The following is a 23,265-nucleotide window of genomic DNA, read 5'->3' as shown; positions in this document are numbered from 1 at the left end:
GAGGATGCGGACGAGGTGTGCCGGTTGCATTGATTTCGATCAATAAATCTTACGACGACGTGTCGCCGCAGACGAAAATTTCCGGGCTGACAATGGCCCGGCAGTCGCTATGATCGCGCCGACAAAAAACAAGTGGAGGCGAGAAATGTCCAAGAATAACCCGGGTTTCGCAACGCTGGCAGTTCATGCCGGAGCCCAGCCCGATCCCGCAACCGGCGCGCGCGTGACGCCGATCTACCAGACCACGGCCTATGTCTTTAACGACGCCGACCATGCGGCGGCGCTGTTCGGCTTGAAGCAGTTCGGAAACATCTACACCCGCATCATGAACCCGACGCAAGCCGTGCTCGAGGAGCGCGTTGCGGCCCTTGAGGGCGGCACGGCGGCGCTTGCGGTCGCCTCCGGCCACGCTGCGCAGATGCTGATCTTCCACACGCTGATGCAGCCCGGCGACAATTTCGTCGCCGCCAAGAAACTTTACGGCGGCTCCATCAACCAGTTCGGTCACGCCTTTAAGAACTTCGGCTGGCAGGTTCGCTGGGCCGATCCCGCCGACACGGCGAGCTTCGCATCGCAGATCGACGAGCGGACGAGGGCGATCTACATCGAGAGCCTCGCTAATCCGGGCGGCACCTTCGTTGACATCGAAGCGATTGCCGAGGTGGCCAAGGCGCATGGCCTTCCGCTCATCGTCGACAACACGATGGCGAGCCCCTACCTGCTGCGGCCGCTCGAACACGGTGCGGACATCGTCGTGCATTCCGCGACGAAATTCCTGGGCGGCCACGGCAATTCGATGGGCGGCGTGATCGTTGACGGCGGTACCTTCGACTGGTCGGCATCCGGCAAGTTCCCGATGCTCTCCGAGCCGCGGCCGGAATATTCCGGCGTCGTGCTGCATCAGGCTTTCGGCAACTTCGCCTTCGCGATCGCCTGCCGCGTGCTCGGCCTGCGCGATCTCGGTCCGGCAATCGCCCCGATGAACGCCTTCCTGATCCTCACCGGCATCGAGACGCTGCCGCTTCGCATGCAGCGCCATTGCGACAACGCGCTCAAGGTGGCCACTTGGCTGAAACAGCATCCGAAGGTCGCCTGGGTCAACTATGCGGGCCTCGACAGCGACCCGAACCATGCCCTGCAGAAGCGCTATTCCCCGAAGGGTGCGGGCGCGGTCTTCACGTTCGGCGTGAAGGGCGGTTATGCGGCCGGCAAGGCGCTGGTGGAGGGTCTTCAGCTCTTCTCGCATCTCGCCAATATCGGTGACACACGTTCGCTCGTCATCCATCCGGCCTCGACGACGCATGCCCAGCTCACCGAGGCGCAGCAGATCGCGGCCGGTGCCGGTCCGGATGTCGTCCGTCTGTCGGTCGGCATCGAGGACGCAGACGACATCATCGGTGACCTCGAGCAGTCGCTGTCGAAGGTCTGACATGGAGAAGCCGCGGCCAGGACCGCGGCGAGGGGGCCAAATGTCCAATGTTCTGAAATTCGACCCCTCCACGGTTCTGCCGGAGGAGGGGGAGCCGGCTGCGGACCGCCTGATTTCCGGCAGTCCGCGTTTCACCACCTGGAACTTCGAGGAGGCGCCGGGTGGTGTCTATGCCGGCATCTGGCAGTCGACGCCCGGCAAGTGGCGGATATCCTACGACGAGTGGGAATATTTCCACATGCTCGAGGGCCATTCGATCGTTACCGAGGATGGCGGCGAGCCGATCCATCTTCGGGCCGGCGATCGTCTGGTCCTCAGACCCGGCTTCAAGGGAACATGGGAAGTCGTTGAAACGACTCGCAAGGATTATGTGATCCGGCTCTAGCTGCAGAACTTTGGCGCGCGCATCTTTCCACGCGCGCCATCCGGCTCAGAGGCGGGTCGTGATTGCCTGATGCCGTTGGTTTTATGGCCTACCGGCTTCCATTTCAGCGTTACATTTTTCAGAGGGATAGTTTCATGAGGATTCTTGGCATTTTCGCGCTCTGCCTGGTCGCCTTATTCACCGTTTTCGGTTGGCGCTGGTACCAATATGTGACCAATGACCAGGAGCTCTATGATGAGATGGGCATCGAACTGAACAGCCGCATGCCGGAGCCCTTGCGCAAATGGGGATGCGACAGGCTCTATCAGACCTTTGGCAATGCATTTCCCCCGATGGGCTGCGAAAGCGAAGCCGATCCGAAGCAGTGGATGTAGGTCCAGGCATCTCCTGTTGCAGGTTGGGGCCTGTCAATCCTTCTTGCCGAGGAGAAATGCCTCGGCAAAGTCCTTCGAGGCGATGAAGGAGAGGGTGCGCCGCAATTCCTCTGAGCGCTCCTTGCCGAAGGCGGCGTCGAACCGCGCCTGGGCAATCTTCCATCGTTGCGTCATTTCCCGCTGCTTCGCCTTGCCCGCGGCGGTGAGGCGAACCCTCTTTGCCCGGCGGTCCTTTTCGTCCGGCACAAGTTCGACCAGTCCGTCGCGAACAAGGGGTTTCAGGGTGTGGCCGAGCGCGGAGAGATCCATCACCATGGCCTCGGCGAGAACCTTCTGCGTCGGTTCGCCCGCATGGCCGATCTGGGACAGCAGGGAAAACTGCGTACCGCGCAGCCCGCTATCGCCCAGCACGTCGTCGTAGAGCTGTCCGAGTTGCCGCGCCGCGCGCCGCACTGCGCTGCTGCTGCAATGCTGCCAGATGCCGTCATCCTCAATGTCGCTCATGGTGTCCTCTTCGATCGCAACGCCATCCCAACTCGTCTGAACTAGCCCAAATCTGCGGCTCTGCGTGAAAAAAATCGGCAGGGGGGCTTGCAAGCCGAGAGGCATGGTACAAATATAGTGGCATATGCCAGTAAATGCCAACCTAAGGAAAAGCCTATGTCCACCACCCTTGGAACTGCCCTTGTCACCGGTGCCTCGTCCGGCATCGGCGCCACCTATGCCGACCGACTCGCCCGCCGGGGTCATGACCTTGTTCTGGTCGCCCGCGACACAGACAGGCTGGCCCTTCTCGCTGCCCGCCTGAGTGAAGCCTATGGCGTAAAGGCCGACGTCCTGACGGCCGATCTTACGCAGCGTCCCGAGGTGTTGAAGGTCGCCGAACGCCTTCGCGCTGATCCGGCGATTTCTCTTTTCGTCAACAATGCGGGTATCGGGCCGAAGGGGCCGCTCAAGCAGGAAAACGATCTCGACTATCTGGATCGCATGGTCGAACTGAACGTTCTCGCCGCAAACAGGCTTGCGACGGTCGCCGCTCAGGCCTTTGTCGGGCGCGGCGCTGGGGCGATCATCAACACGGCATCGGTCGTGGCGCTCGCGCCGCAGTTCTTCAACGGCACCTACACCGCGAGCAAGGCGTTCGTCCTGGCGCTTACCGAGTCGCTCGCACAGGAACTGCAGGGCACGGGTGTCCGCCTGCAGGCCGTCCTCCCCGGATTGACCCGCACGGAGATCTTCGATCGGGTCGGCGGTTCCTTCGATCACATCGATCCGGCCAAGGTCATGGAGGTTGGTGATCTCGTCGATGCGGCACTCGCCGGCTTCGATCGCGGCGAGCTTGTCACGATCCCGTCGCTCGAGGATCATGGCCTCTACGAAGCCTACGTGTCCGCCCGCAACGCCATGGGGCCGTATCTGACGCTCAGCCGTCCTGCGTCGCGTTATGCTTCGGCCTCGAAAGCGAAAGTCGACGCCTGACGCTTCCGTCGGGCGGTGTTGCTTTCTTCATGGTGCGGGTATATACCCGCACCATGAAGAAACATGTCTGCCACTGCATCGCGCTCAGAAAGGTATCCCGGAAGGTGACGGCGATCTACGATGCCGCCCTCGAGCCTTTCGGCATTTCGGTCAACCAGTTCAGCGAGTTGCGCCGCATTCGCGCCATGCAGCCGGTTTCGTTGAGCGATCTGGCCATCGCGCTCGACCTTGATCGGTCGACGGTTGGGCGCAACACACGCGTCCTGGAGCGGTTGGGGTACGTTGAAACGGTCGAGACCGATGACCGACGCGAAAGTGCTTTCAGTCTGACCCCCGCGGCTCTTTCGGTGCTCGCCGAGGCAGCGCCTGCCTGGGATGCGGTTCAGGCCCGTTTCGAAGAGAGGTTCGATCCCGTGGTGCTTGACCAGCTGTTGGAAAGCCTCGAGACGCTCTGACGATTCATTTCGTCTCTTTTTTGATTTGAAGCGGGTATCTACCCGCAAATTGGAGGGTACCCGCTCATGATCTCGACAAGACTGGCCGCATTTCTCGCGGCACGGGGTATCCATTATGGCTGGGTGGTGGTGGCGATCACCTTCCTGACGATGCTGGCGACGGCCGGAGCCATGGGCTCCGCTGGCGTTCTGATCGGCCCGCTCGGAAAGGAATTCGGCTGGACGACCGAGGAAATCTCGACAGCAATGGCGATCCGGCTCGCCTTGTTCGGCCTGCTGGGGCCGTTCGCCGCCGCATTCCTTAACTACTTCGGTATCCGCTCCGTTGTCGCCGTCGCCGTCAGCCTGATCAGCGGTGGCATATTCCTTTCCTTCTTCATGGCCGAGCTCTGGCACCTGATCGCCCTTTGGGGGATCGTGGTCGGCATCGGCACCGGAATGACCGCGCTCGTGCTCGGAGCGACGGTTGCCACGCGCTGGTTCGTCGCCCGCCGCGGGCTGGTTGTCGGGTTGATGACGGTCAGCAATGCTACCGGCCAGCTGATCTTCCTGCCGCTGCTGGCCAGCCTGACCGAGAATTTCGGCTGGCGCTTCGCCCTGTCGGTGACCGTCGGTGTGCTGGCGATCGCCTTTGCCGGCATGCTGCTCTTCATGCGCAACTATCCGGCCGATCTGGGGCTCGCCCCCTATGGAAGCCGGGAGCTCCAACCCGCCCCGCAGCGCACGAACGGCTTTGCCGCCATGCTGGTCGCACCGCTTCTGGTGTTGAAGGATGCGGTCGGCAAGCCCGTCTTCTGGATCCTGTTCTTCACCTTCTTCGTCTGTGGTCTCAGCACCAACGGTCTGATCCAGACCCACTGGATCTCGCTCTGTGGCGATTTCGGCATCGTCCCGGTGGCCGCGGCCGGGATGCTGGCGATGATCGGCATCTTCGACTTCATCGGAACTCTCGGCGCCGGATGGCTCTCCGACCGCTATGACAACCGCTGGCTTCTGTTCTGGTTTTATGGCCTGCGCGGGCTGTCGCTGATCTTCCTATCCGTGTCCGGCTTCGATTACGTCACCCTGTCCGTATTCGCCGTCTTCTACGGTCTGGATTGGGTCGCGACCGTGCCGCCGACGGTCAGGCTGACCGTCGACAATTTCGGGCGCGACAGGGCCAATATCGTCTTTGGCTGGGTGTTTGCCGCCCACCAGCTGGGAGCCGCGACGGCGACCTTCGGGGCGGGATTCATCCGCACCGATTTCGAAACCTTCCTGCCTGCCGTCTATATCGCCGGCTTCATGTGCCTGCTGGCCGCCGGCTCGGTGCTTCTGGTTCGTCGCGGGGCGGGGGGAGCGCCTGTGGCGCAGCCCGCCTGACCCCGTTCCGTCACCAGACGAGGTCGAGCCGCTCCAGACCGTGGAAATGATAGACGTCCTTGACCTTGGGCTGCGCGGCGATCCTCAATCCGGGCAGGCGCCTGAACAACAGCGGCAGCACGATATTGAGCTCCAGTCTCGCCAGCGGTGCGCCGATGCAGAAGTGGATCCCCGCGCCGAAGGAAAGGTTGGGCGCTTCGTTGCGCTCCGGCCGGAAGGTGAGGGGATCATCGAACTTGGTCGGGTCGAGATTGGCGGCCGCAAGAATCATGCTGACCTTGTCGCCGCGCGCAAAGCGGATCCCGTCGATTTCCGCCGGCTCAAGGCAATAGCGCTGGAAGATGTGGACGGGCGCGCAGATGCGCAGCGTTTCTTCGACCGTTCTCTCGGTTGCCGCCTCGTCGCGGAACATTTCGGATGTCGAAAGTCCGCTCTCCAGGATGATCCGGACCGAATTGCCGATCTGGTGCACGGTCGCCTCGTGGCCGGCATTGAGCAGCACGATCGTGGTCGAGATCAGCTCGTCCTCGGTCAGGAACTGGCCTTTGTGCTCCGTGTGGATCATGTGAGTCAGCAGATCGTCCCGCGGATTGGCGCGCCGTTCGGCGATCATGCCCCGGACATAATCCGCGAATTCCCTGGCCGAGCGGTCGGCGGCTTCCTCGTCCGCCCGGCTGCGCTTGAACATGTACATCCCGACATAGTCGTGGGACCATTTGAGCAGCTGCGGTCCCATTTCTTCCGGAATGCCGATCATCCGGGCAATCATCGTGACGGGGATGATGTCGGCGAAGGTGGACAGCAATTCGGTGCGGCCGTCCTTTTCGAAACCGTCGATCAGCCGGTTCGCCAGCTCCTCGATCTCCGGCTTCATCTTCTCCACGTGTCGCGACACGAAGGCGCGGTTCACCAGCGTCCGGAGGCGAGTATGCTCCGGCGGTTCCAGCTCCAGCAGCGAATGGGCCTCCGCGGCATCGAAATGGCGGGTATGGGCGGCCGGTTCCGGCATGCCGAGTTCTTCGCGCGTGGCGATATGCAGGATCTGGCGGCCGAAGCGCCGGTCGCGCAGCAGGCCGTTGACGTGGTCGTAGCCGGTGAAGAACCACTGCTTCTGCTGCTCCCAGTAGAAGGTGGGGCACTCCGCATGCAGCGCTGCATAAACCCTATTCGGGTCGGAATAGAAGGACGGATCGCGGCCGTCGAGGCTGACGCGGCGCGAAGCGCGGTCGATGGTGAGGAAGGTAAGTGTGCTCATGCCCCGTCTCTAGCGAATTCCACGTCCGCCGGAAAGGGCGTTCAGGGCTTCGAGCGGCCGGTCTGCAACGTTGCCTTCGTTGCCAGCTTGCGCAATGCGGCGACCTGGCGGTCCGCCTGCTCGTCGAGCGCTTCCGGTCCCTGGGCGGGAACGGTGAGCACCTTCTCGCCGATGAGCACGGCACTTCGGTTGCGCCCGCGCGCCTTGGCCTTGTAGAGCGCCCGATCCGCGCCGCTCATCAGCTTGTCCAGATCCGCCTCGGCTGCCGCAGCGGTGGCGATGCCGATGCTTACGGTGACACTGATCGAAAGTTCGCCGGCCGCGATCTTCGCTGCGGCCAGCGCCATGCGGATGGTTTCGGCCAGGAATGCCGCTTCCCGCATGTCCGCCATCCGCGCCACGATCATGAATTCCTCGCCCCCCGTGCGGCCGAAGATGCTGGCTTTCGGCGTGAGCTTGCGGCAGATCTCGCAAAACGCGACGAGCACTGCGTCGCCTGCCTGGTGTCCGTGCGTGTCGTTGATGCGCTTGAAATGATCGAGGTCGAACAGCAGCAGCGCAATGTCCGTGGCAGAACCGGGGGGCGGGGTGGCGGCCTGCTTGAAGGCTTCGGTCAGACCCCGGCGGTTGAGGGCGCCGGTCAGCGGGTCCGTCCGAATGAGGTGCTGAAGCCGCGCCTCGGAGCGATCCATGACGATCTTGGCGCCGATCAGGATGGCGGACAGGAAGCCGAACAGGTTGATGATCGCAACAAGGGTTGCAAACGGTGCGCCCTGGATCGTGGAGGGCAGCGCCACAGCACTGGACAGCGCGGCGAACAGGTCGGTGGCCGCCTGAACGGACCATATCCCGACCAGCAGCCGGCGATAGCGTTTCCTGGCGATGTCGAACTGGGCGGCCACCACCGCGAGCAGCATGTGGCCGCAGGCGGCGCCGACATTGTAGAGGGCGATCCTGTAGGCGATATCCTCGCGGACGGCCGGCACCAGCACGCCGGCGACCCACAGCAGCATCGGGATCGCCGCCCAGCCTGCAAGCGGTTGCCTGGCAAGGTCGAGGAGACCGCCGATCCAGAAGAAGAAAGCGAGCAGGGCAACCGCATTGGCGATCTCGATCGAGACTAGATCCGGCACTGCGCCACGGAATCCGACCAGGGCGATCCCTGTGCCCTGGCACAGGAAACCGACAGCCCACAGGGCAAAATGGCGCTGGCTCCGGTCGTGGATCCAGACGGCCGCCAGCAGCACGGCGAGCGTCGCGGCTTCCATCGCCCACAGGAGCAGTGCGGTCTTTATGTCGAGCACGATTGAGGCCTTGCCTGCGTTCCTTCGGTATTGTCGCAAGATGCGACAGTCTTTTTAACGAGAGATTACCGAATTGTGGCCATTCGCAGGCTCGCGCAAGCTTGGGGGTATTTATTAGCAATTGGTTTACCAAGTGCTTCGCAATAGCTGTGTCTGCGGTGTCCGCCGGCATGGCGATGAAAGAAGGGAGCGTTTATGCGTCTTCCTGAGTACCCGGGGCATTAAGGATAACCGAGCCGCAAGTCTTGAATGTCAGGGTGCGGACACTCTATGTAGGGATTGACAGGTTTTTGTTTGATTCCCGCCGCGCATCGAGTGTTTGGGGATGAGGTTGATAAAGGACGGACATGAGAAATCCAGTTGATACCGCCATGGCACTGGTGCCGATGGTCGTGGAGCAGACGAACCGCGGCGAGCGCTCCTATGACATCTTTTCCCGCCTCCTGAAGGAGCGCATCATCTTCCTGACCGGTCCGGTCGAAGACACCATGGCTTCGCTGGTCTGCGCCCAGCTCCTCTTCCTTGAAGCGGAAAACCCGAAGAAAGAGATTGCCCTCTACATCAATTCGCCGGGTGGTGTGGTCACCGCCGGCATGGCGATCTATGATACGATGCAGTTCATTCGTCCGGCCGTTTCGACGCTCTGCGTCGGCCAGGCTGCATCGATGGGTTCGCTGCTGCTGGCCGCCGGCGAAAAGGGCATGCGTTTCGCAACCCCGAACGCCCGCATCATGGTTCACCAGCCGTCCGGCGGTTTCCAGGGTCAGGCATCGGACATCGAGCGTCACGCACGCGACATCATCAAGATGAAGCGCCGCCTGAACGAAGTTTATGTAAAGCACACCGGCCGCACGCTCGAAGAGGTCGAACAGACCCTCGATCGCGACCACTTCATGGAAGCCGGTGAAGCCAAGGACTGGGGTCTGATCGACAAGATCCTGACCTCGCGCGTAGAGATGGAAGGCGCGCCCGCCGCCTGAGTTTGATCCCTGCGACCACAGTCGGTTCCGAGGTCTGAACCGCTTGTGATTATCGTAGGGGTTTAATCTGGTGGGGAAAGCGCTATTAGTACTATTAAGGCTATGTTGTGCTTTTATGACGTAGCCTGACGATTTGAAGGGGTTTTCGTTGCCGCCGATCCTGAAACTGGATTGAATGGATCGGCAAGTACCTCCAAATCGGGTGAGGTTCCGGCCGCGCGTTGCGGCCGGCGCCGGGCGGTGAGAGTGACCGTCCTCCGTTAGTCGGAGGTGCGGCGTGCTGGAAGGATAAAGACATGAGCAAGGTCAGCGGTAGCAACGGCGGTGACTCGAAGAATACCCTTTATTGTTCCTTCTGCGGCAAGAGCCAGCACGAGGTCCGCAAGCTGATTGCCGGACCGACGGTGTTCATCTGCGATGAATGCGTCGAATTGTGCATGGACATCATCCGCGAGGAGAACAAGAGCTCGATGGTGAAGTCCCGAGACGGCGTTCCCACGCCCCAGGACATCATCAAGATCCTCGACGAATACGTGATCGGCCAGAAGCAGGCCAAGAAGATCCTCTCGGTCGCGGTCCATAACCACTACAAGCGCCTGTCGCACGCCTCCAAGGGCGGTGACGTAGAGCTTGCCAAGTCGAACATCCTGCTGGTCGGCCCCACCGGCTGCGGCAAGACCTACCTGGCTCAGACGCTCGCACGCATCATCGACGTGCCCTTCACCATGGCCGATGCGACGACGCTGACCGAAGCCGGCTATGTCGGCGAGGACGTCGAAAACATCATCCTGAAGCTGCTCCAGGCTGCCGACTACAACGTCGAACGTGCCCAGCGCGGCATCGTCTACATCGACGAAGTCGACAAGATCAGCCGCAAGTCTGACAACCCGTCCATCACCCGCGACGTTTCGGGTGAGGGCGTCCAGCAGGCGCTGCTCAAGATCATGGAAGGCACCGTCGCTTCGGTTCCGCCGCAGGGCGGCCGCAAGCACCCGCAGCAGGAGTTCCTGCAGGTCGACACGACGAACATCCTGTTCATCTGCGGCGGCGCCTTCGCCGGCCTCGACAAGATCATCTCAGCCCGTGGCGAGAAGACCTCGATCGGTTTTGGCGCAAGCGTTGCTGCTCCGGATGACCGCCGCGTCGGCGCCGTCCTGCGCGACCTTGAGCCGGAAGATCTGGTGAAGTTCGGTCTCATCCCGGAATTCATCGGTCGTCTGCCGGTTCTGGCGACGCTCGAGGACCTCGACGAGGATGCGCTGATCCAGATCCTGTCGGAACCGAAGAACGCGCTCGTCAAGCAGTACCAGCGCCTGTTCGAGATGGAAGATGTCGAGCTGACCTTCCACGAGGACGCGCTGCGCGAGATCGCCCGCAAGGCGATCGTCCGCAAGACCGGCGCGCGCGGCCTGCGTTCGATCATGGAGAAGATCCTGCTCGACACCATGTTCGAACTGCCGGAACTCGAAGGCGTTCGCGAGGTTGTCATCTCCGAGGACGTCGCCCGCGAATCTTCGCGTCCGCTCTACATCTATGCCGACCGCCAGGAAGAGAAGGCCAACGCTTCCGCCTGATCCGGTTGACCCATTGATCTGAAAAGCCCGCCCTTGGCGGGCTTTTTTCGTCTTGGGTGGATAAATGATCGGGAAGAACAGTGATTTTGCCGTTCGCCAGTTTTCGCGGGGGACGGCTTAGTCTACAAAGATACAGGTGCTTCGCTGCAGCCTGTCATTCGCCTGCGGGCAGGGCAGTTTCGTATCGGGTTCGTCGCGCAAGCCCGCGTGTAGCTTTGAGTAGCCGACTGTAGCGTGGCTGTCATATTTGCCGGCGGTCGCTGTTTTGACAGGCTTGAATTCATTGTCGCGCAACTCCACTTGTTGGAGGAGCAAGAGATGTGCCAGTTACCTTCGGGGACTGGCACCAGGTCCCGGTCCCCGCCGGGACGTCGGAAAGGAACTGAAATGTCGAAAACGTCTGCAGCAAATGAAGGGAATATCTACCCGGTATTGCCTCTGCGCGACATCGTGGTGTTTCCACACATGATCGTGCCTCTGTTCGTCGGGCGCGAGAAATCCATCCGCGCTCTCGAAGAGGTGATGGGTTCCGACAAGCAGATCATGCTGGCAACCCAGATCAATGCCGGAGACGATGATCCGTCGCCGGACGCCATCTACGAAGTCGGCACCGTCGCCAATGTCCTTCAGCTGCTGAAGCTTCCGGACGGCACGGTGAAGGTCCTCATCGAGGGCCGCGCCCGCGCCAAGATCGGCGCCTACACGAGCCGCGAAGAGTTCTACGAAGCCACCGCCCAGATCCTCGCCGAGCCGGCGGAAGATCCGGTCGAGATCGAGGCGCTGTCGCGCTCGGTGGTCTCGGAGTTCGAGAACTACGTCAAGCTGAACAAGAAGATCTCCCCCGAGGTCGTCGGTGCCGCGAGCCAGATCGAGGATTACTCGAAGCTCGCCGACACGGTCGCATCGCACCTCTCCATCAAGATCACCGAGAAGCAGGAAATGCTGGAGACGGTGAGCGTGAAGACGCGCCTCGAAAAGGCGCTCGGTTTCATGGAAGGCGAGATCTCGGTTCTTCAGGTGGAAAAGCGCATCCGCTCGCGTGTCAAACGCCAGATGGAGAAGACCCAGCGCGAATACTACCTCAACGAACAGATGAAGGCGATCCAGAAGGAGCTCGGCGATGGCGAAGACGGCCGTGACGAGATGGCCGAACTGGAAGAACGCATCGCCAAGACCAAGCTGTCCAAGGAAGCCAAGGAAAAGGCCGACGCGGAACTGAAGAAGCTTCGCCACATGAGTCCCATGTCGGCCGAGGCAACGGTTGTCCGCAACTACCTCGACTGGCTGCTTGGCCTGCCCTGGGGCAAGAAGTCGAAGGTCAAGGTCGACCTCAATGCGGCGGAAAAGATCCTCGACGAGGATCATTTCGGTCTCGACAAGGTCAAGGAGCGCATCGTCGAGTATCTCGCCGTTCAGGCACGCGCCACGAAGCTCAAGGGCCCGATCCTTTGCCTCGTCGGCCCTCCGGGCGTCGGCAAGACCTCACTCGCCAAGTCGATCGCCAAGGCGACCGGTCGCGAATACATCCGTATGGCGCTGGGCGGCGTGCGTGACGAGGCCGAGATCCGCGGTCACCGCCGTACCTATATCGGCTCGATGCCCGGCAAGGTCATCCAGTCGATGAAGAAGGCGAAGAAGTCCAACCCGCTCTTCCTTCTCGACGAGATCGACAAGCTGGGCCAGGACTATCGCGGCGATCCGTCGTCGGCACTCCTCGAGGTGCTGGATCCGGAACAGAACTCGACCTTCATGGACCACTACCTGGAAGTCGAGTACGACCTGTCGAACGTGATGTTCATCACCACGGCGAACACGCTCAACATCCCGGGCCCGCTTATGGACCGTATGGAGATCATCCGGATCGCCGGCTACACCGAGGACGAGAAGCTGGAAATCGCCAAGCGGCACCTGTTGCCGAAGGCGATCAAGGAACATGCCCTGCGGCCCGAGGAGTTCTCGGTCGCCGACAGCGCGATCGTCGCCATCATTCAGCAGTATACCCGCGAAGCCGGTGTGCGTAGCTTCGAGCGTGAGCTGATGAAGCTCGCCCGCAAGGCCGTCACCGAGATCATCAAGGGCAAGGCCAAGTCGATCGCGGTCACCGCCGAGAACATCCACGACTATCTCGGCGTCCCGCGTTACCGTCACGGCGAAGCCGAGGGCGAGGATCAGGTCGGCATCGTCACGGGTCTCGCCTGGACCGAGGTCGGTGGCGAGCTGCTGACGATCGAAGGCGTGATGATGCCGGGCAAGGGCCGGATGACCGTCACGGGCAACCTGAAGGATGTGATGAAGGAGTCGATTTCGGCTGCCGCGTCCTATGTCCGCTCGCGGGCCGTGGACTTCGGCATCGAGCCGCCGCGCTTCGACAAGTCCGACATCCACGTGCACGTTCCGGAAGGGGCAACCCCGAAGGACGGTCCGTCGGCCGGCGTTGCCATGGCAACCGCCATCGTCTCGATCATGACCGGCATCCCGGTCAACAAGGACGTGGCAATGACGGGCGAAATCACGCTGCGTGGCCGCGTCCTGCCGATCGGCGGTCTCAAGGAGAAGCTGCTCGCAGCCCTTCGCGGCGGCATCAAGAAGGTTCTGATCCCGGAAGAGAATGCCAAGGATCTGGCTGACATTCCGGACAACGTGAAGAACAATCTCGAGATCGTTCCCGTCTCCCGCATGGGTGAGGTCATCCGCCACGCTCTCGTGCGCGTGCCTGAACCGATTGAATGGGACGGAACGGTTGAAACTCCGGCCATCGGCACCGTCGAAGGTGCGGAGGAAACCGGGTCGGCGATCGCCCATTGAGGCCTTTTTGCCTCACTCTTGCCAAATTGGCACATTGACGACGAAAAGGCTGGCAAAAAAGCCAGCCTTTTTTGTGCAAAGAGCCGGAAAAGGCTTGTTTTCCGGGCGATTGCGGTGCTTTTCAGTTGCCTAGGGCAGATGCTTACGTATTCTCCGCCCGACTTATCCATTGAGTCGTTTCATACCAATCAGAAAGGGTGGAAACATGAACAAGAACGAACTCGTATCCGCGGTTGCCGAAAAGGCCGGCCTCACCAAGGCCGATGCAGCTTCCGCCGTTGACGCCGTTTTCGAAACGGTTCAGGCCGAGCTGAAGAACGGCGGCGACGTTCGCCTCGCTGGCTTTGGTGCTTTCACGGTTGCTCGCCGCGAAGCTTCCAAGGGCCGTAACCCGTCGACCGGCGCTGAAGTCGACATCCCGGCTCGCAACGTTCCGAAGTTCACGGCCGGCAAGGGCCTGAAGGACGCTGTAAACAGCTGATCGGTCTAGCCCGCTCGCTCTTCGTAGGGCGAGCCGGGCACACCGAATGATAAAGCCCGGCTTCGTGCCGGGCTTTTTTCGTGCGTCGGCTTGCCTCGTTCGGAAGCTTGCCGTATCGAAAAACCGCCGGTTCGTCCGGCATTCGTTCTCAGGGCGGGGTGAAAGTCCCCACCGGCGGTAGGGGAGATCTCTCCCGAGCCCGCGAGCGCCTTTCGGCAACGCGCCGGAAGGGTCAGCAGATCCGGTTAGAATCCGGAGCCGACGGTCATAGTCCGGATGAAAGAGAATGAGGCAGTTGATCGCGGTGCCGTGCGATCGTGCGTCATGCACGATGCGTGGTTGCGATCGATGACGGTTGCCGGTCGAAATGCCGGCTCCGCTTGCGAAACGGTGCGCCCTGGCGGATCCGTGACGCGCTTCCTCATGCGTCCTGATTTGTGTTGGTCCTTTTGAAGGAATGAAGACATGAATCAGAGCTCCTTGTCGCTCTCCCGCTCCCGCGCTGTCGCCGGGGCTTCCTACATGATCCTGGCCGGCATCGCCTTTGCGCTGCTCAACGTCGCCACCCAGTGGCTCGCCATGACCCTGGCCTTTCCGCCGGCCGCCACCGCGTTCTGGCAATATGCCTTCGCCCTCGTGCTTTCCGCGCCGCTGCTCTTCAGGCTGGGGTGGAAATCGATGCGCACGCGCTTTGCCGGGCGTCATCTGCTGCGCGTCATCCTCGCGGCCCTCGGCGTCCAGACCTGGGTCGCAGGTCTCGCTTCGGTGCCGATCTGGCAGGCGATCGCGCTCGTGATGACCTCTCCCTTCTTCATCATTATCGGGGCGCGCCTGTTTCTCGGCGAGACGGTCGGCCGCGCCCGCTGGGCTGCGACCTTCACCGGCTTTGCCGGCGCCATGATTATCCTGCAGCCCTGGGCCGATAGTTTCTCGCCGGCCGCCCTGCTGCCGGTGCTTTCGGCGTTGCTCTGGGGTGGATCGTCGCTTCTGATGAAGAACCTGACGGCCTTCGAGCCGCCGGAAACCATCACGGTCTGGCTTCTGGTGCTGCTGACACCGATCAATGCCGGCCTTGCCCTGGCGTCCGGCTTTGTCGTTCCGTCCGGGCTTGCGCTCGCGCTGTTGCTGGCGGCGGGTCTCCTGACCGTGGTCGGCCAGTATCTGCTGACGCTCGCCTACAATGCGGCGGACGCCGCCTATGTGCAGCCCTTCGATGACCTGAAGTTGCCGCTCAACGTGCTCGCCGGCTGGCTGGTCTTCGGTTATGCGCCGGCCGGCTATCTCTGGCTCGGCGCCCTGCTGATCCTCGGGGCATCGCTTTTCCTGATGACGGCCGAACTGCGCAGGGAGCGACAGGTCCGGTAATCAAAAGAGGGCACCGACAATCCCTTCCGTTGTCATCCGCCTGTCATCGGCATGACGCAAAAGCCTCCTGTTCCTTATCGAATGGAAACAGGAGGTTTTCCCATGACCTATGGCTTTACGCGCGCGGCCCTGACGGCCGCCCTTCTCGCCTCCGTCGCCGCACCGGCCGGCGCCGAGCAGGTTTTCAACCGCATCTCGTCCTTCCCCGTCGCCGCAAACCTGCCGGCTGACAAGGACAAGCTCTCGACCACGTCCGCAGAAATCGTCACGGCAAGTGAAGACGGCAATACGCTGGTCTATTCCGACAGCCCGTTCGGTGCGATCGGCTTCGTCGACATCTCCGACGCCAAGGCGCCGAAGGCCGGTGGCGCGCTGATGATGGATGGCGAACCGACCTCCGTCACCGTCGTCGGTGGCAAGGTTCTGGTCGCCGTCAACACCTCAGAGAGCAAGCAGAAGCCGTCGGGCAAGCTTGCCATCGTCGATCTCGCATCCAAGGCGATAGACGCCACCTGCGATCTGGGCGGCCAGCCTGATTCCGTCGCGGTTTCTGCCGACAAGAGCTTTGCCGCGATCGCCATCGAAAACGAACGCGACGAGGATGTCGACGAGGGCAAGATTCCTCAGATGCCGGCCGGCGATCTCGCGATCGTGTCGTTGAAGGACGGCGTCGCCGATTGCGCCTCGGTCAAGCATGTCGACCTGACCGGTATCTCCGAAGTGGCACCCGAAGATCCGGAACCGGAATTCGTCTCGATCAACAGCCTCGGCGAGATCGCCGTCACGCTGCAGGAAAACAACCACATTGCCATCATCGACGGCAAGACCGGCGCGGTGAAGACGCATTTTTCGGCCGGCGCCATCGATCTGGCCGGCATCGACGCCAAGTCGGATGGCGCACTGAAGTTTACCGGCAAGAAGGAAGGCGTCCTGCGCGAGCCCGACGCCCTGAAGTGGCTTGATGACAACCGCTTCGTCGTCGCCAACGAAGGCGATTATGAAGGCGGTTCGCGCAGCTTCACCATATTCGACAAGACCGGCAAGGTTCTCTTCGAATCCGGCCCGTCGCTCGAGCTCGAGATTGCCCGCATCGGCCATTTCCCCGACAAGCGCGCGAAGTCCAAGGGCGTCGAGCTCGAAGGTCTCGAAGCCGCGACCTTCGGCGACCAGAAGTACTTCTTCGTGCTCTCGGAGCGCGCCTCCATTGCCGCCGTCTACAAGGATACCGGTGCCGAGCCCGAACTCGTGCAGCTGCTGCCCTCCGGCGTATCGCCAGAAGGTGCCGTCGCCATTCCCGGCCGCAACCTCTTCGCGACCGCCAATGAAGTCGACCTCGGCGAAGACGGCGGCCCTCGCTCGCACGTCATGATCTACGAGCGCGGCGAAGGCGAAGCGAGCTATCCCATGGTGCGCTCGGAGACCGTCGACGGTGCTCCGATCGGCTGGGGCGCGCTGTCCGGCCTGGTCGGCGACGCCGAAAAGGCAGGTACGCTCTACGCCGTCAACGACAGCTTCTACGCCATGCAGCCGACCATCTTCACGCTCGACGCGACGCAGAAGCCGGCCGTCATCTCCGCTGCCTTGCCGGTCACCCGCGCCGGCCAGCCGGCACAGAAGCTCGACATCGAAGGCATCACGCTCGACGGCAAGGGCGGCTACTGGCTCGCCTCCGAAGGTGATCCGGCCAAGCTCGTTGGTCACGGTATCTACAATGTCGACGCCAAGGGTGAGATCAAGGCGGAGATCGGCTTCCCCGTCGAACTCCTCTCCGGCCAGACCCGCTTCGGCCTGGAAGGCATCACCTCCGTCGGCGAAGGCGACGACCTGACGCTCTGGATGGCCGTCCAGCGCGAATGGGCCGATGACGAAAAGGGCACCGTGAAGCTGCTCTCCTACAAGCCGAAGTCGAAGGAATGGGGTGCTGTGCGCTATCCGCTCGACAAGGCCGAGGATGGCTGGGTCGGTCTCTCTGAAATCACCGCCCATGGCGACCACGTCTACATCGTCGAACGTGACAACCAGGTCGGCAATGCCGCCAAGATCAAGAAGCTCTACCGCGTCGCGATCGCCGACCTGAAGCCGGCGGCCCTCGGTGGCGAACTGCCGCTCGTCAAGAAGGAAGAAGCCCACGACTTCCTGCCAGACCTGAAGGCTGCCACCAACGGCTACGTCGTCGACAAGCTCGAAGGTTTCGCCTTCGACGCGGAAGGCAAGGCCTTTGCCGTCACCGACAACGACGGCGTTGACGACTCTTCCGGCGAGACCCTGTTCTTCCAGGTCGACCTTAAGGGTACCAACTGATCAAGATCGTCCTCCCAAGACGATTGGAGGCCGGGTGAGCAATCACCCGGCCTCCTCTGCTTTTTAGATCCATATGGCAGCCGTTACCAGCGCTGGTGCACATGCGGGGCGATCAGGCGGTCGTAGACGGATCGGGCGGCGGCCATCACATCGGCCGGAAGGGCGGGCAGGTCGGATGCTGCCGCATTGGCCTTGGCCTGGGCGGCATTACGCGCGCCGGGAATGACGACCGTGACGGCATCGTGCATCAGGATCCAGCGCAATGCGAAGGCGGCCATTGTCGCGTCGGCCGGGACCAACTCCCGCACCGCCTCGACGGCCTCCAGGCCGGTCTCCAGCGGCACGCCCGCAAAGGTCTCCCCGACATCGAAGGCCTCGCCATGACGATTGAAGTTTCGGTGATCTTCGGCCGCAAACTGCGTGGCTGTGGTGATCTTGCCGGACAACAGGCCGCTGGCCAGCGGCACGCGGGCGATGATCGCGACATTGCGCCGCTTGGCCTCCGCAAAGAACAGCCCAGCCGGCCGCTGGCGAAACATGTTGAAGATGATCTGCACGCTGACGACGCCGGGATACTCGATCGCTTTCAACGCCTCCTCCACCTTTTCGACGCTGACACCGTAATGGGCGATCTTGCCGGCCCGCCTGATCTCCTCAAGCCCTTCGAACACCTCCGGCCGATAGTAGACCTCCGTCGGCGGGCAGTGCAGTTGCACGAGGTCGAGACGCTCGACGCCAAGGTTCGCGAGCGACCGGTCGATGAAGGCTTCGAGATTGGCCCGGGTATAGCCGTCGGCGACATGGGGGTTGAGCCGTCGGCCGGCCTTCGTGGCGACCATAGGCCGCTTGCCGCCGCGGGCCTTCAGCACATCGGCGATGATCCGCTCGGAACGACCGTCGCCATAGACGTCGGCCGTGTCGATGAAGGTCACGCCGGCATCGAGCGCGGCGTTGAGTGCGGCACGGCCGTCGGCCTCGGGCACCTCGCCCCAGGAGCCGCCGATCTGCCAGGCGCCGAAGCCGATGTCGCTGACGGTGAATTCAGTTCTTCCGAAAGAGTGCTGTCGCATCACCAATCTCTCCTCGTTCGTGGCGTTCTGCATCGTTGCAGTTATCAAGCGCTGTCTCTCCGGACAAGGGCAGGCCCCGCAGCCGTTTGCCGGTTGCGCTGTGGTCTCAACGACCGTCGCCGCAAATTCACCGTGAAACGGGATTAGCGAAAGAGACTGCGCCTGTTGCCCGCACTCCCGGATGAAGATGTGAGACTGCTTGCTGCCGCATTGAAGATTGTGCGTTTCGTCTCGCTGCTGGCGCTTGGGCTCGCGGTGTGGAATGCCGCGGCTGTTGTGCATCGTACCGGCCTGATGCTGGGGATTATCGATCCGGCCGCACTTGCCGAATACCGGCTCTATGCCGCCTCAAGCGCCTCCTTTGTCTCGGAGATCGAAAGGGCCATCGCCGACGGCGACCATGACACGGCCGTCGCGCTTTACGATCTTGCCTTGCGCCACGGGCACGCGTTGCCTGCGGATCTGCGGGAACGGGCCGAGGGCACCTGGTTCGGCCGTGCCTTGGTGACCGGCAGCGGCGTGGCGAAAGGCCTCGTCTTCGGCTCGCTGGACAGCGGCGCCGAAATCGCCGGTTCCGTGACGAGCGACCTGATCGGCGTCGGAGATGTGCGCGATTTCTCCATGCAGGGGCTGAGCTATGTCAAGGGGGAAGGCTATGATCCGGTTTTGCTCGGTCTCTCGGCCGTCGGCATCGGCCTCACCGTCTCCACGTTTGGCACTGCCGGCGCATCGGCCCTCCCGGATACCGGGCTTTCGGTTCTGAAGAATGCCTACCGTGCCGGGCGCATTTCCCGCCCACTGCGGACCTATCTGGCGAAAAATGCGTCTGGGCTGGTCAATACGCGCATTCTCAAGGCCGAGCTCGCCGCAGCGGTTGATGACGGTGCCCTCGGTCTGTCGCGGCTGAAGACGGTTGCCGCTCGCTCGGTCGACGCCAGGCTTGCGGCCTCGCTCGCGGATGATGCGGCTGTCCTCGGCGCGATCCGCGCCAGGGGCGGCATGCGCAGCGCCCTTGCGGCCCTTTCGATTGCCGATGGGCCGAAGGACTTGCGCAAGCTGCAGCGGGTGGCCGCCCATTTCGGGGATGGAACATTTGCCGCGATGAAATTTCTGGGGCGAGGGATGCTCGAGGTCGGCACCGCCCTCTATGCCATCGCGAGCGCCATTGCGGGCGCGCTGCTGGCCGCCCTGCTTTTCGTTGGGCGTCTGGTGATTCGGATGACTGTCCGCCTGTTCTCGCGGTCGGCGCGGCATGACCCGTCCCGTCGCCCCGTCTTGCGTGCCGCCTTGCGAATCATCTGACGCGTGGCTTTCGGGGAGTGCTCGGCGAGCGAATGTTCGAATTGCCGGGCAACAGGACGCGTCGGCAAGATCCGTTCCGCTCCTTCTGCCGTAGATGCTCAAGACGCGCCCGCTCAACGGGCCGCCGGAGCAGACATCGCATGACCATCTTGCCCCCTGAGACCCGGCAGGCGACGCCTGTCTTTTTCTTCTATGCCCTGCCGGCGCTGCCGCTCGCCGCGATCGCGCTGCCGCTTTATATCATCGTCCCGAGCTTCTATGCGGCAAGCTTTGCGCTGCCGCTCGAGGCCATCGGTGCGGTGCTCCTGGCGATCCGCCTGATCGACGCCGTGACCGACCCCGTCTTCGGCTGGCTGGCCGACCGCGTGTCTTCGCCGATCGGGCGCAGGCGCGGCTTCTTCCTCGCCTCGCTGCCCCTGACGGCGCTTGCGGCCTTCATGCTGTTCTGGCCCCCGGCCGATGCCGGCCTTGCCCATCTGGCGATCGGGGGAGTAGCGCTTTCGATCGGGACCACCTGGACGATCCTGCCCTACACCGCCTGGGGCGCCGAACTGTCCGGGGAGTATCACGAGCGCGTGCGGGTCTCCGCCTGGCGGGAGGGCACGACCCTGGTCGGCTCGCTTCTGGCGATCTCGCTGCCCTTTGCCGGCGGGCTTGAGTCTGCCGATGGTTTGCACGGCCTCGCATGGATCGCCGTTCTCGTCGTCACGCTTCTGCCGCTCACCGGCATCCTGGCCGCCTGGCGGGTGCCGGAACCGGTCGATCGGTCGGTGCGCCGCCTCACTTTGCGCGAAAGCCTCTCGCATCTGACGGCGAATCGACCCTTCCTGCGGCTGGGCGCCGCCTTCCTGCTCAACAGCTTCGCCAACGCCGTCCCCGCGTCGCTGTTCATCTATTTCGTCACCGAGCGGCTTGCCGCACCCGGATACGAGGGACCGCTGCTGTTTGCCTATTTCCTGGCTGCAATCCTCGGTGTTCCGGTCGCGGTCTGGGCATCCTCCCGCTGGGGGAAGCACCGCGCCTGGTCGGTCTCTATGGTGCTCGCCTGCTTCGTCTTTTCCGGTGCCGGCTTTCTCGGGGAAGGGCACGTCGGTCTCTTCGCGACGATCTGCGTTGTCACTGGCCTTCTCCTCGGATTCGACCTCGCCCTTCCGCCGGCGATCCAGGCCGACGTCATCGACCACGACACGGTCCGCTCCGGCGAGCAGCGGTCGGGGCTCTACTTTGCTGCCTGGAGCTTCATCACTAAGCTGTCGCTGGCGCTCTCGGCCGGGGTGGTCTTTCCGATTCTGGGGTTTGCCGGCTTCTCGACGACGGCCGGGCAGGTGCAGGATGCCGTAGCACTCGACACGCTCGGTGTCCTCTACGCGTGGCTGCCGATTCTGCCGAAACTGGCTGCAATCGCACTGATGTGGCGCTTTTCGCTGGACCGCGCCGAACAGCAAAGGCTGCGGGGCGAGCTTGCTCGATGAGCAAAACGGGCGTCAGGACTGTCAGGGAGAAAAAATGGTGGGCGATGAGAGACTCGAACTCCCGACATCCTCGGTGTAAACGAGGCGCTCTACCAACTGAGCTAATCGCCCTTCCGCTAGTCGGGTCGAGCCCGCTGCGTCGGTGGCCGTGATCTATGCGGATCGGGAAAAATCCGCAAGAGTGTTTGTGAAGATTTTTTGATTTTTTTGCCGCTCTCCGTTCGTGCTCATGCGCGAAGTCCAGTCTTTCCGGGCTTTTTCGAACTCTTCCGGAAATTGCTTTTCCACTGCCCGCCGAAGAAGGGGCGGGCGGCGGCGAACAAATTTCGATCCGTCACGGAATTGTCTTCGAACGCGCTTGACACCAATAAACGAACCCCTTAGTTAGCCGCTCATCGAACGGCCCAGTGTCGCTCGGGTGGGGCTTCGGCTCCTGAATGAGAAATGCGCGGGTGTAGCTCAGTCGGTTAGAGTGCCGGCCTGTCACGCCGGAGGTCGCGGGTTCGAGCCCCGTCACTCGCGCCATTCTCGAACAAACGGACCGGTCGGGCATTTGCCGCAAGGCGAATCGATCGGGTAGGGTCATCAAAGTGATCCATCTATGCGCGGGTGTAGCTCAGTCGGTTAGAGTGCCGGCCTGTCACGCCGGAGGTCGCGGGTTCGAGCCCCGTCACTCGCGCCATTTCCTTCCCCTGAATTTGATGTTTTGTTGCGCCGCAAGGTTATAATTAACCGAATTGGCGAGACACGGTTTTTACCGGCTGGTAAAGTCCTCGCGGTATCGGGTGAAAAGCCCTCGGTCGGTCTTGCGCAAGCGGGCAGGCTGCGCTAACCACGGCTCGTTGCAACACTCTTTTCGGCTTGTTGGCCTTGTGCCCGAAATGCCTCCCGGCATTCGATACAAGCAGGGATGGACATGATGACTGAACTGCTCAGTTCCTACGTTCCGATCGCTATCTTCATCGGTATTGCCCTTGTTATCGGCCTGGCGCTGCTGATCGCGCCGTTTGCCGTCGCCTTCAAGGCGCCCGACTCGGAAAAGCTCTCGGCTTACGAATGCGGCTTCAATGCTTTCGACGATGCGCGCATGAAATTCGACATCCGCTTCTACCTGGTGTCGATCCTCTTCATCATCTTCGACCTCGAAGTGGCGTTCCTTTTCCCCTGGGCGGTTTCGTTCGGTGAACTCGGCTGGTTCGGTTTCTGGTCCATGATGGTGTTCCTCGGTGTGTTGACCGTCGGCTTTATCTACGAATGGAAGAAGGGGGCGCTCGAATGGGAGTGATCCAGTCCAACACGACGCTCGTCGCGCCGCAGGCCAAGGGCATCATCGATCCGAACACCGGCAAGCCGGTCGGTGCCGATGACGCCTTCTTCGGCGAGATCAACAACGAGCTCGCCGACAAGGGCTTTCTGGTCACGTCGACCGACGAGCTGATCAACTGGGCCCGCACCGGCTCGCTGATGTGGATGACCTTCGGTCTCGCCTGCTGCGCCGTCGAAATGATGCAGCTGTCGATGCCGCGCTACGACGTCGAGCGCTTCGGTTTCGCGCCGCGCGCCTCGCCGCGCCAGTCGGACGTGATGATCGTCGCCGGCACGCTGACCAACAAGATGGCTCCCGCGCTCCGCAAGGTCTACGACCAGATGCCGGAGCCGCGTTACGTCATCTCGATGGGCTCCTGCGCCAATGGCGGTGGCTACTATCACTATTCCTATTCGGTCGTGCGTGGTTGTGACCGCGTCGTGCCGGTCGACATCTACGTGCCGGGCTGTCCGCCCACGGCAGAGGCGCTGCTCTACGGCGTGCTTCTGCTGCAGAAGAAGATCCGCCGCACCGGTACCATCGAGCGGTAAGGCGAAGGGACGAGA

20 protein-coding genes, 3 tRNA genes and 1 riboswitch are annotated in these 23,265 nt (G+C 62.3%); of the genes, 18 read left to right on the top strand and 5 right to left on the bottom strand.

Annotated elements, in window-relative coordinates:
* Positions 1-145 precede the first annotated feature (145 nt).
* The 3 genes from HHL25_RS07945 (at position 146) to HHL25_RS07935 (ending at position 2,188) form a co-directional block, all read left to right on the top strand.
* Entirely contained in the window at positions 146-1,429 is a 1,284-nt protein-coding gene (locus HHL25_RS07945) for an O-acetylhomoserine aminocarboxypropyltransferase (protein WP_169588855.1), read from the top strand.
* 40 nt (positions 1,430-1,469) lie between these two features.
* Positions 1,470-1,814, top strand: coding sequence for a cupin domain-containing protein (locus HHL25_RS07940; protein ID WP_169588854.1), 345 nt, complete (start codon positions 1,470-1,472; stop codon positions 1,812-1,814).
* Between the two features lie 134 nt (positions 1,815-1,948).
* Positions 1,949-2,188, top strand: a complete 240-nt coding sequence (locus HHL25_RS07935) for a hypothetical protein (protein WP_169588853.1) — start codon at positions 1,949-1,951, stop codon at positions 2,186-2,188.
* A gap of 33 nt (positions 2,189-2,221) precedes the next feature.
* Here the strand turns inward: HHL25_RS07935 and HHL25_RS07930 are convergent, their stop codons facing one another.
* The gene (locus tag HHL25_RS07930) at positions 2,222-2,692 is read right to left on the bottom strand and encodes a MarR family winged helix-turn-helix transcriptional regulator (RefSeq protein WP_169588852.1); all 471 of its coding nucleotides are present in this window, start codon (positions 2,690-2,692) and stop codon (positions 2,222-2,224) included.
* 156 nt (positions 2,693-2,848) lie between these two features.
* Between HHL25_RS07930 and HHL25_RS07925 the strand changes: the two genes are divergently transcribed.
* From HHL25_RS07925 to HHL25_RS07915, 3 genes are all read left to right on the top strand, one after another.
* Positions 2,849-3,667 (top strand): SDR family NAD(P)-dependent oxidoreductase, encoded by an 819-nt coding sequence (locus HHL25_RS07925; protein ID WP_169588850.1) that lies wholly within the window; start codon positions 2,849-2,851, stop codon positions 3,665-3,667.
* A gap of 29 nt (positions 3,668-3,696) precedes the next feature.
* The gene (locus HHL25_RS07920) at positions 3,697-4,122 is read left to right on the top strand and encodes a MarR family winged helix-turn-helix transcriptional regulator (protein ID WP_246701706.1); all 426 of its coding nucleotides are present in this window, start codon (positions 3,697-3,699) and stop codon (positions 4,120-4,122) included.
* Between the two features lie 66 nt (positions 4,123-4,188).
* Positions 4,189-5,484, top strand: coding sequence for an MFS transporter (locus HHL25_RS07915; protein WP_169588848.1), 1,296 nt, complete (start codon positions 4,189-4,191; stop codon positions 5,482-5,484).
* Between the two features lie 10 nt (positions 5,485-5,494).
* Here HHL25_RS07915 and HHL25_RS07910 read toward each other — a convergent pair whose 3' ends face one another.
* Positions 5,495-6,739, bottom strand: coding sequence for a cytochrome P450 (locus HHL25_RS07910; RefSeq protein WP_169588846.1), 1,245 nt, complete (start codon positions 6,737-6,739; stop codon positions 5,495-5,497).
* Between the two features lie 41 nt (positions 6,740-6,780).
* Positions 6,781-8,043 carry a GGDEF domain-containing protein gene (locus tag HHL25_RS23685; protein ID WP_169588844.1) on the bottom strand — a complete coding sequence of 421 codons (1,263 nt, stop codon included), beginning with the start codon at positions 8,041-8,043 and terminating at the stop codon, positions 6,781-6,783.
* Between the two features lie 347 nt (positions 8,044-8,390).
* On the opposite strand from HHL25_RS23685, the gene clpP reads away from it, so the two are divergent.
* The 6 genes from clpP (at position 8,391) to HHL25_RS07875 (ending at position 17,549) form a co-directional block, all read left to right on the top strand.
* Positions 8,391-9,023 carry an ATP-dependent Clp endopeptidase proteolytic subunit ClpP gene (gene clpP, locus HHL25_RS07900; protein WP_169588842.1) on the top strand — a complete coding sequence of 211 codons (633 nt, stop codon included), beginning with the start codon at positions 8,391-8,393 and terminating at the stop codon, positions 9,021-9,023.
* Between the two features lie 296 nt (positions 9,024-9,319).
* Entirely contained in the window at positions 9,320-10,597 is a 1,278-nt protein-coding gene (gene clpX, locus HHL25_RS07895; RefSeq protein ID WP_169588840.1) for an ATP-dependent Clp protease ATP-binding subunit ClpX, read from the top strand.
* Positions 10,598-10,984: 387 nt separating this feature from the next.
* Entirely contained in the window at positions 10,985-13,402 is a 2,418-nt protein-coding gene (gene lon, locus HHL25_RS07890; protein ID WP_169588838.1) for an endopeptidase La, read from the top strand.
* Positions 13,403-13,607: 205 nt separating this feature from the next.
* Positions 13,608-13,883, top strand: coding sequence for a DNA-binding protein HupB (gene hupB / locus HHL25_RS07885; protein ID WP_099057464.1), 276 nt, complete (start codon positions 13,608-13,610; stop codon positions 13,881-13,883).
* Positions 13,884-14,023: 140 nt separating this feature from the next.
* Positions 14,024-14,175: riboswitch (FMN riboswitch) on the top strand.
* Positions 14,176-14,348: 173 nt separating this feature from the next.
* Complete coding sequence (locus HHL25_RS07880; protein ID WP_169588836.1) at positions 14,349-15,248, top strand: DMT family transporter; 900 nt, start codon at positions 14,349-14,351, stop codon at positions 15,246-15,248.
* A 102-nt stretch (positions 15,249-15,350) separates the two neighbouring features.
* Entirely contained in the window at positions 15,351-17,549 is a 2,199-nt protein-coding gene (locus HHL25_RS07875; RefSeq protein ID WP_169588834.1) for an esterase-like activity of phytase family protein, read from the top strand.
* Between the two features lie 83 nt (positions 17,550-17,632).
* Here HHL25_RS07875 and HHL25_RS07870 read toward each other — a convergent pair whose 3' ends face one another.
* Entirely contained in the window at positions 17,633-18,619 is a 987-nt protein-coding gene (locus HHL25_RS07870) for an aldo/keto reductase (protein WP_169588832.1), read from the bottom strand.
* A gap of 189 nt (positions 18,620-18,808) precedes the next feature.
* Here HHL25_RS07870 and HHL25_RS07865 point away from each other — a divergent pair, with 189 nt between their 5' ends.
* Both HHL25_RS07865 and HHL25_RS07860 read left to right on the top strand, forming a co-directional pair.
* On the top strand, positions 18,809-19,921 hold the full coding sequence (locus tag HHL25_RS07865; RefSeq protein ID WP_169588830.1) for a hypothetical protein: 1,113 nt from the start codon (positions 18,809-18,811) through the stop codon (positions 19,919-19,921).
* Between the two features lie 140 nt (positions 19,922-20,061).
* Entirely contained in the window at positions 20,062-21,393 is a 1,332-nt protein-coding gene (locus HHL25_RS07860) for an MFS transporter (protein WP_169588828.1), read from the top strand.
* Positions 21,394-21,428: 35 nt separating this feature from the next.
* Here the strand turns inward: HHL25_RS07860 and HHL25_RS07855 are convergent.
* Positions 21,429-21,504: transfer RNA gene (locus tag HHL25_RS07855), tRNA-Val, on the bottom strand.
* A gap of 337 nt (positions 21,505-21,841) precedes the next feature.
* On the opposite strand from HHL25_RS07855, the gene HHL25_RS07850 reads away from it, so the two are divergent.
* The 4 genes from HHL25_RS07850 to HHL25_RS07835 all read left to right on the top strand — a co-directional run bounded on the left by HHL25_RS07850 (position 21,842) and on the right by HHL25_RS07835 (position 23,250).
* Positions 21,842-21,918, top strand: a tRNA-Asp gene (locus tag HHL25_RS07850).
* Between the two features lie 80 nt (positions 21,919-21,998).
* A tRNA-Asp gene (locus HHL25_RS07845) sits at positions 21,999-22,075 on the top strand.
* Positions 22,076-22,312: 237 nt separating this feature from the next.
* Positions 22,313-22,678, top strand: a complete 366-nt coding sequence (locus tag HHL25_RS07840; protein WP_169588826.1) for an NADH-quinone oxidoreductase subunit A — start codon at positions 22,313-22,315, stop codon at positions 22,676-22,678.
* Positions 22,669-23,250 carry a NuoB/complex I 20 kDa subunit family protein gene (locus tag HHL25_RS07835; protein WP_169588824.1) on the top strand — a complete coding sequence of 194 codons (582 nt, stop codon included), beginning with the start codon at positions 22,669-22,671 and terminating at the stop codon, positions 23,248-23,250. Before HHL25_RS07840 ends, HHL25_RS07835 begins: the two co-directional genes overlap by 10 nt.
* Positions 23,251-23,265 lie beyond the last annotated feature (15 nt).

The organism is Rhizobium terricola (assembly GCF_012927355.1).
GTDB classification, from domain to species: domain Bacteria; phylum Pseudomonadota; class Alphaproteobacteria; order Rhizobiales; family Rhizobiaceae; genus Allorhizobium; species Allorhizobium terricola.
The sequence above is the reverse complement of the archived record's forward strand: the minus strand, read 5'-3'. Positions and strand labels throughout refer to the sequence as shown.

Coding starts and splice junctions, on each gene's coding strand:
- HHL25_RS07945 (WP_169588855.1), top strand. CDS start 146: ATGTCCAAGAATAACCCGGGTTTCGCAACGCTGGCAGTTCATGCCGGA.
- HHL25_RS07940 (WP_169588854.1), top strand. CDS start 1,470: ATGTCCAATGTTCTGAAATTCGACCCCTCCACGGTTCTGCCGGAGGAG.
- HHL25_RS07935 (WP_169588853.1), top strand. CDS start 1,949: ATGAGGATTCTTGGCATTTTCGCGCTCTGCCTGGTCGCCTTATTCACC.
- HHL25_RS07930 (WP_169588852.1), bottom strand. CDS start 2,692: ATGAGCGACATTGAGGATGACGGCATCTGGCAGCATTGCAGCAGCAGC.
- HHL25_RS07925 (WP_169588850.1), top strand. CDS start 2,849: ATGTCCACCACCCTTGGAACTGCCCTTGTCACCGGTGCCTCGTCCGGC.
- HHL25_RS07920 (WP_246701706.1), top strand. CDS start 3,697: ATGGTGCGGGTATATACCCGCACCATGAAGAAACATGTCTGCCACTGC.
- HHL25_RS07915 (WP_169588848.1), top strand. CDS start 4,189: ATGATCTCGACAAGACTGGCCGCATTTCTCGCGGCACGGGGTATCCAT.
- HHL25_RS07910 (WP_169588846.1), bottom strand. CDS start 6,739: ATGAGCACACTTACCTTCCTCACCATCGACCGCGCTTCGCGCCGCGTC.
- clpP (WP_169588842.1), top strand. CDS start 8,391: ATGAGAAATCCAGTTGATACCGCCATGGCACTGGTGCCGATGGTCGTG.
- clpX (WP_169588840.1), top strand. CDS start 9,320: ATGAGCAAGGTCAGCGGTAGCAACGGCGGTGACTCGAAGAATACCCTT.
- lon (WP_169588838.1), top strand. CDS start 10,985: ATGTCGAAAACGTCTGCAGCAAATGAAGGGAATATCTACCCGGTATTG.
- hupB (WP_099057464.1), top strand. CDS start 13,608: ATGAACAAGAACGAACTCGTATCCGCGGTTGCCGAAAAGGCCGGCCTC.
- HHL25_RS07880 (WP_169588836.1), top strand. CDS start 14,349: ATGAATCAGAGCTCCTTGTCGCTCTCCCGCTCCCGCGCTGTCGCCGGG.
- HHL25_RS07875 (WP_169588834.1), top strand. CDS start 15,351: ATGACCTATGGCTTTACGCGCGCGGCCCTGACGGCCGCCCTTCTCGCC.
- HHL25_RS07870 (WP_169588832.1), bottom strand. CDS start 18,619: ATGCGACAGCACTCTTTCGGAAGAACTGAATTCACCGTCAGCGACATC.
- HHL25_RS07860 (WP_169588828.1), top strand. CDS start 20,062: ATGACCATCTTGCCCCCTGAGACCCGGCAGGCGACGCCTGTCTTTTTC.
- HHL25_RS07840 (WP_169588826.1), top strand. CDS start 22,313: ATGACTGAACTGCTCAGTTCCTACGTTCCGATCGCTATCTTCATCGGT.
- HHL25_RS07835 (WP_169588824.1), top strand. CDS start 22,669: ATGGGAGTGATCCAGTCCAACACGACGCTCGTCGCGCCGCAGGCCAAG.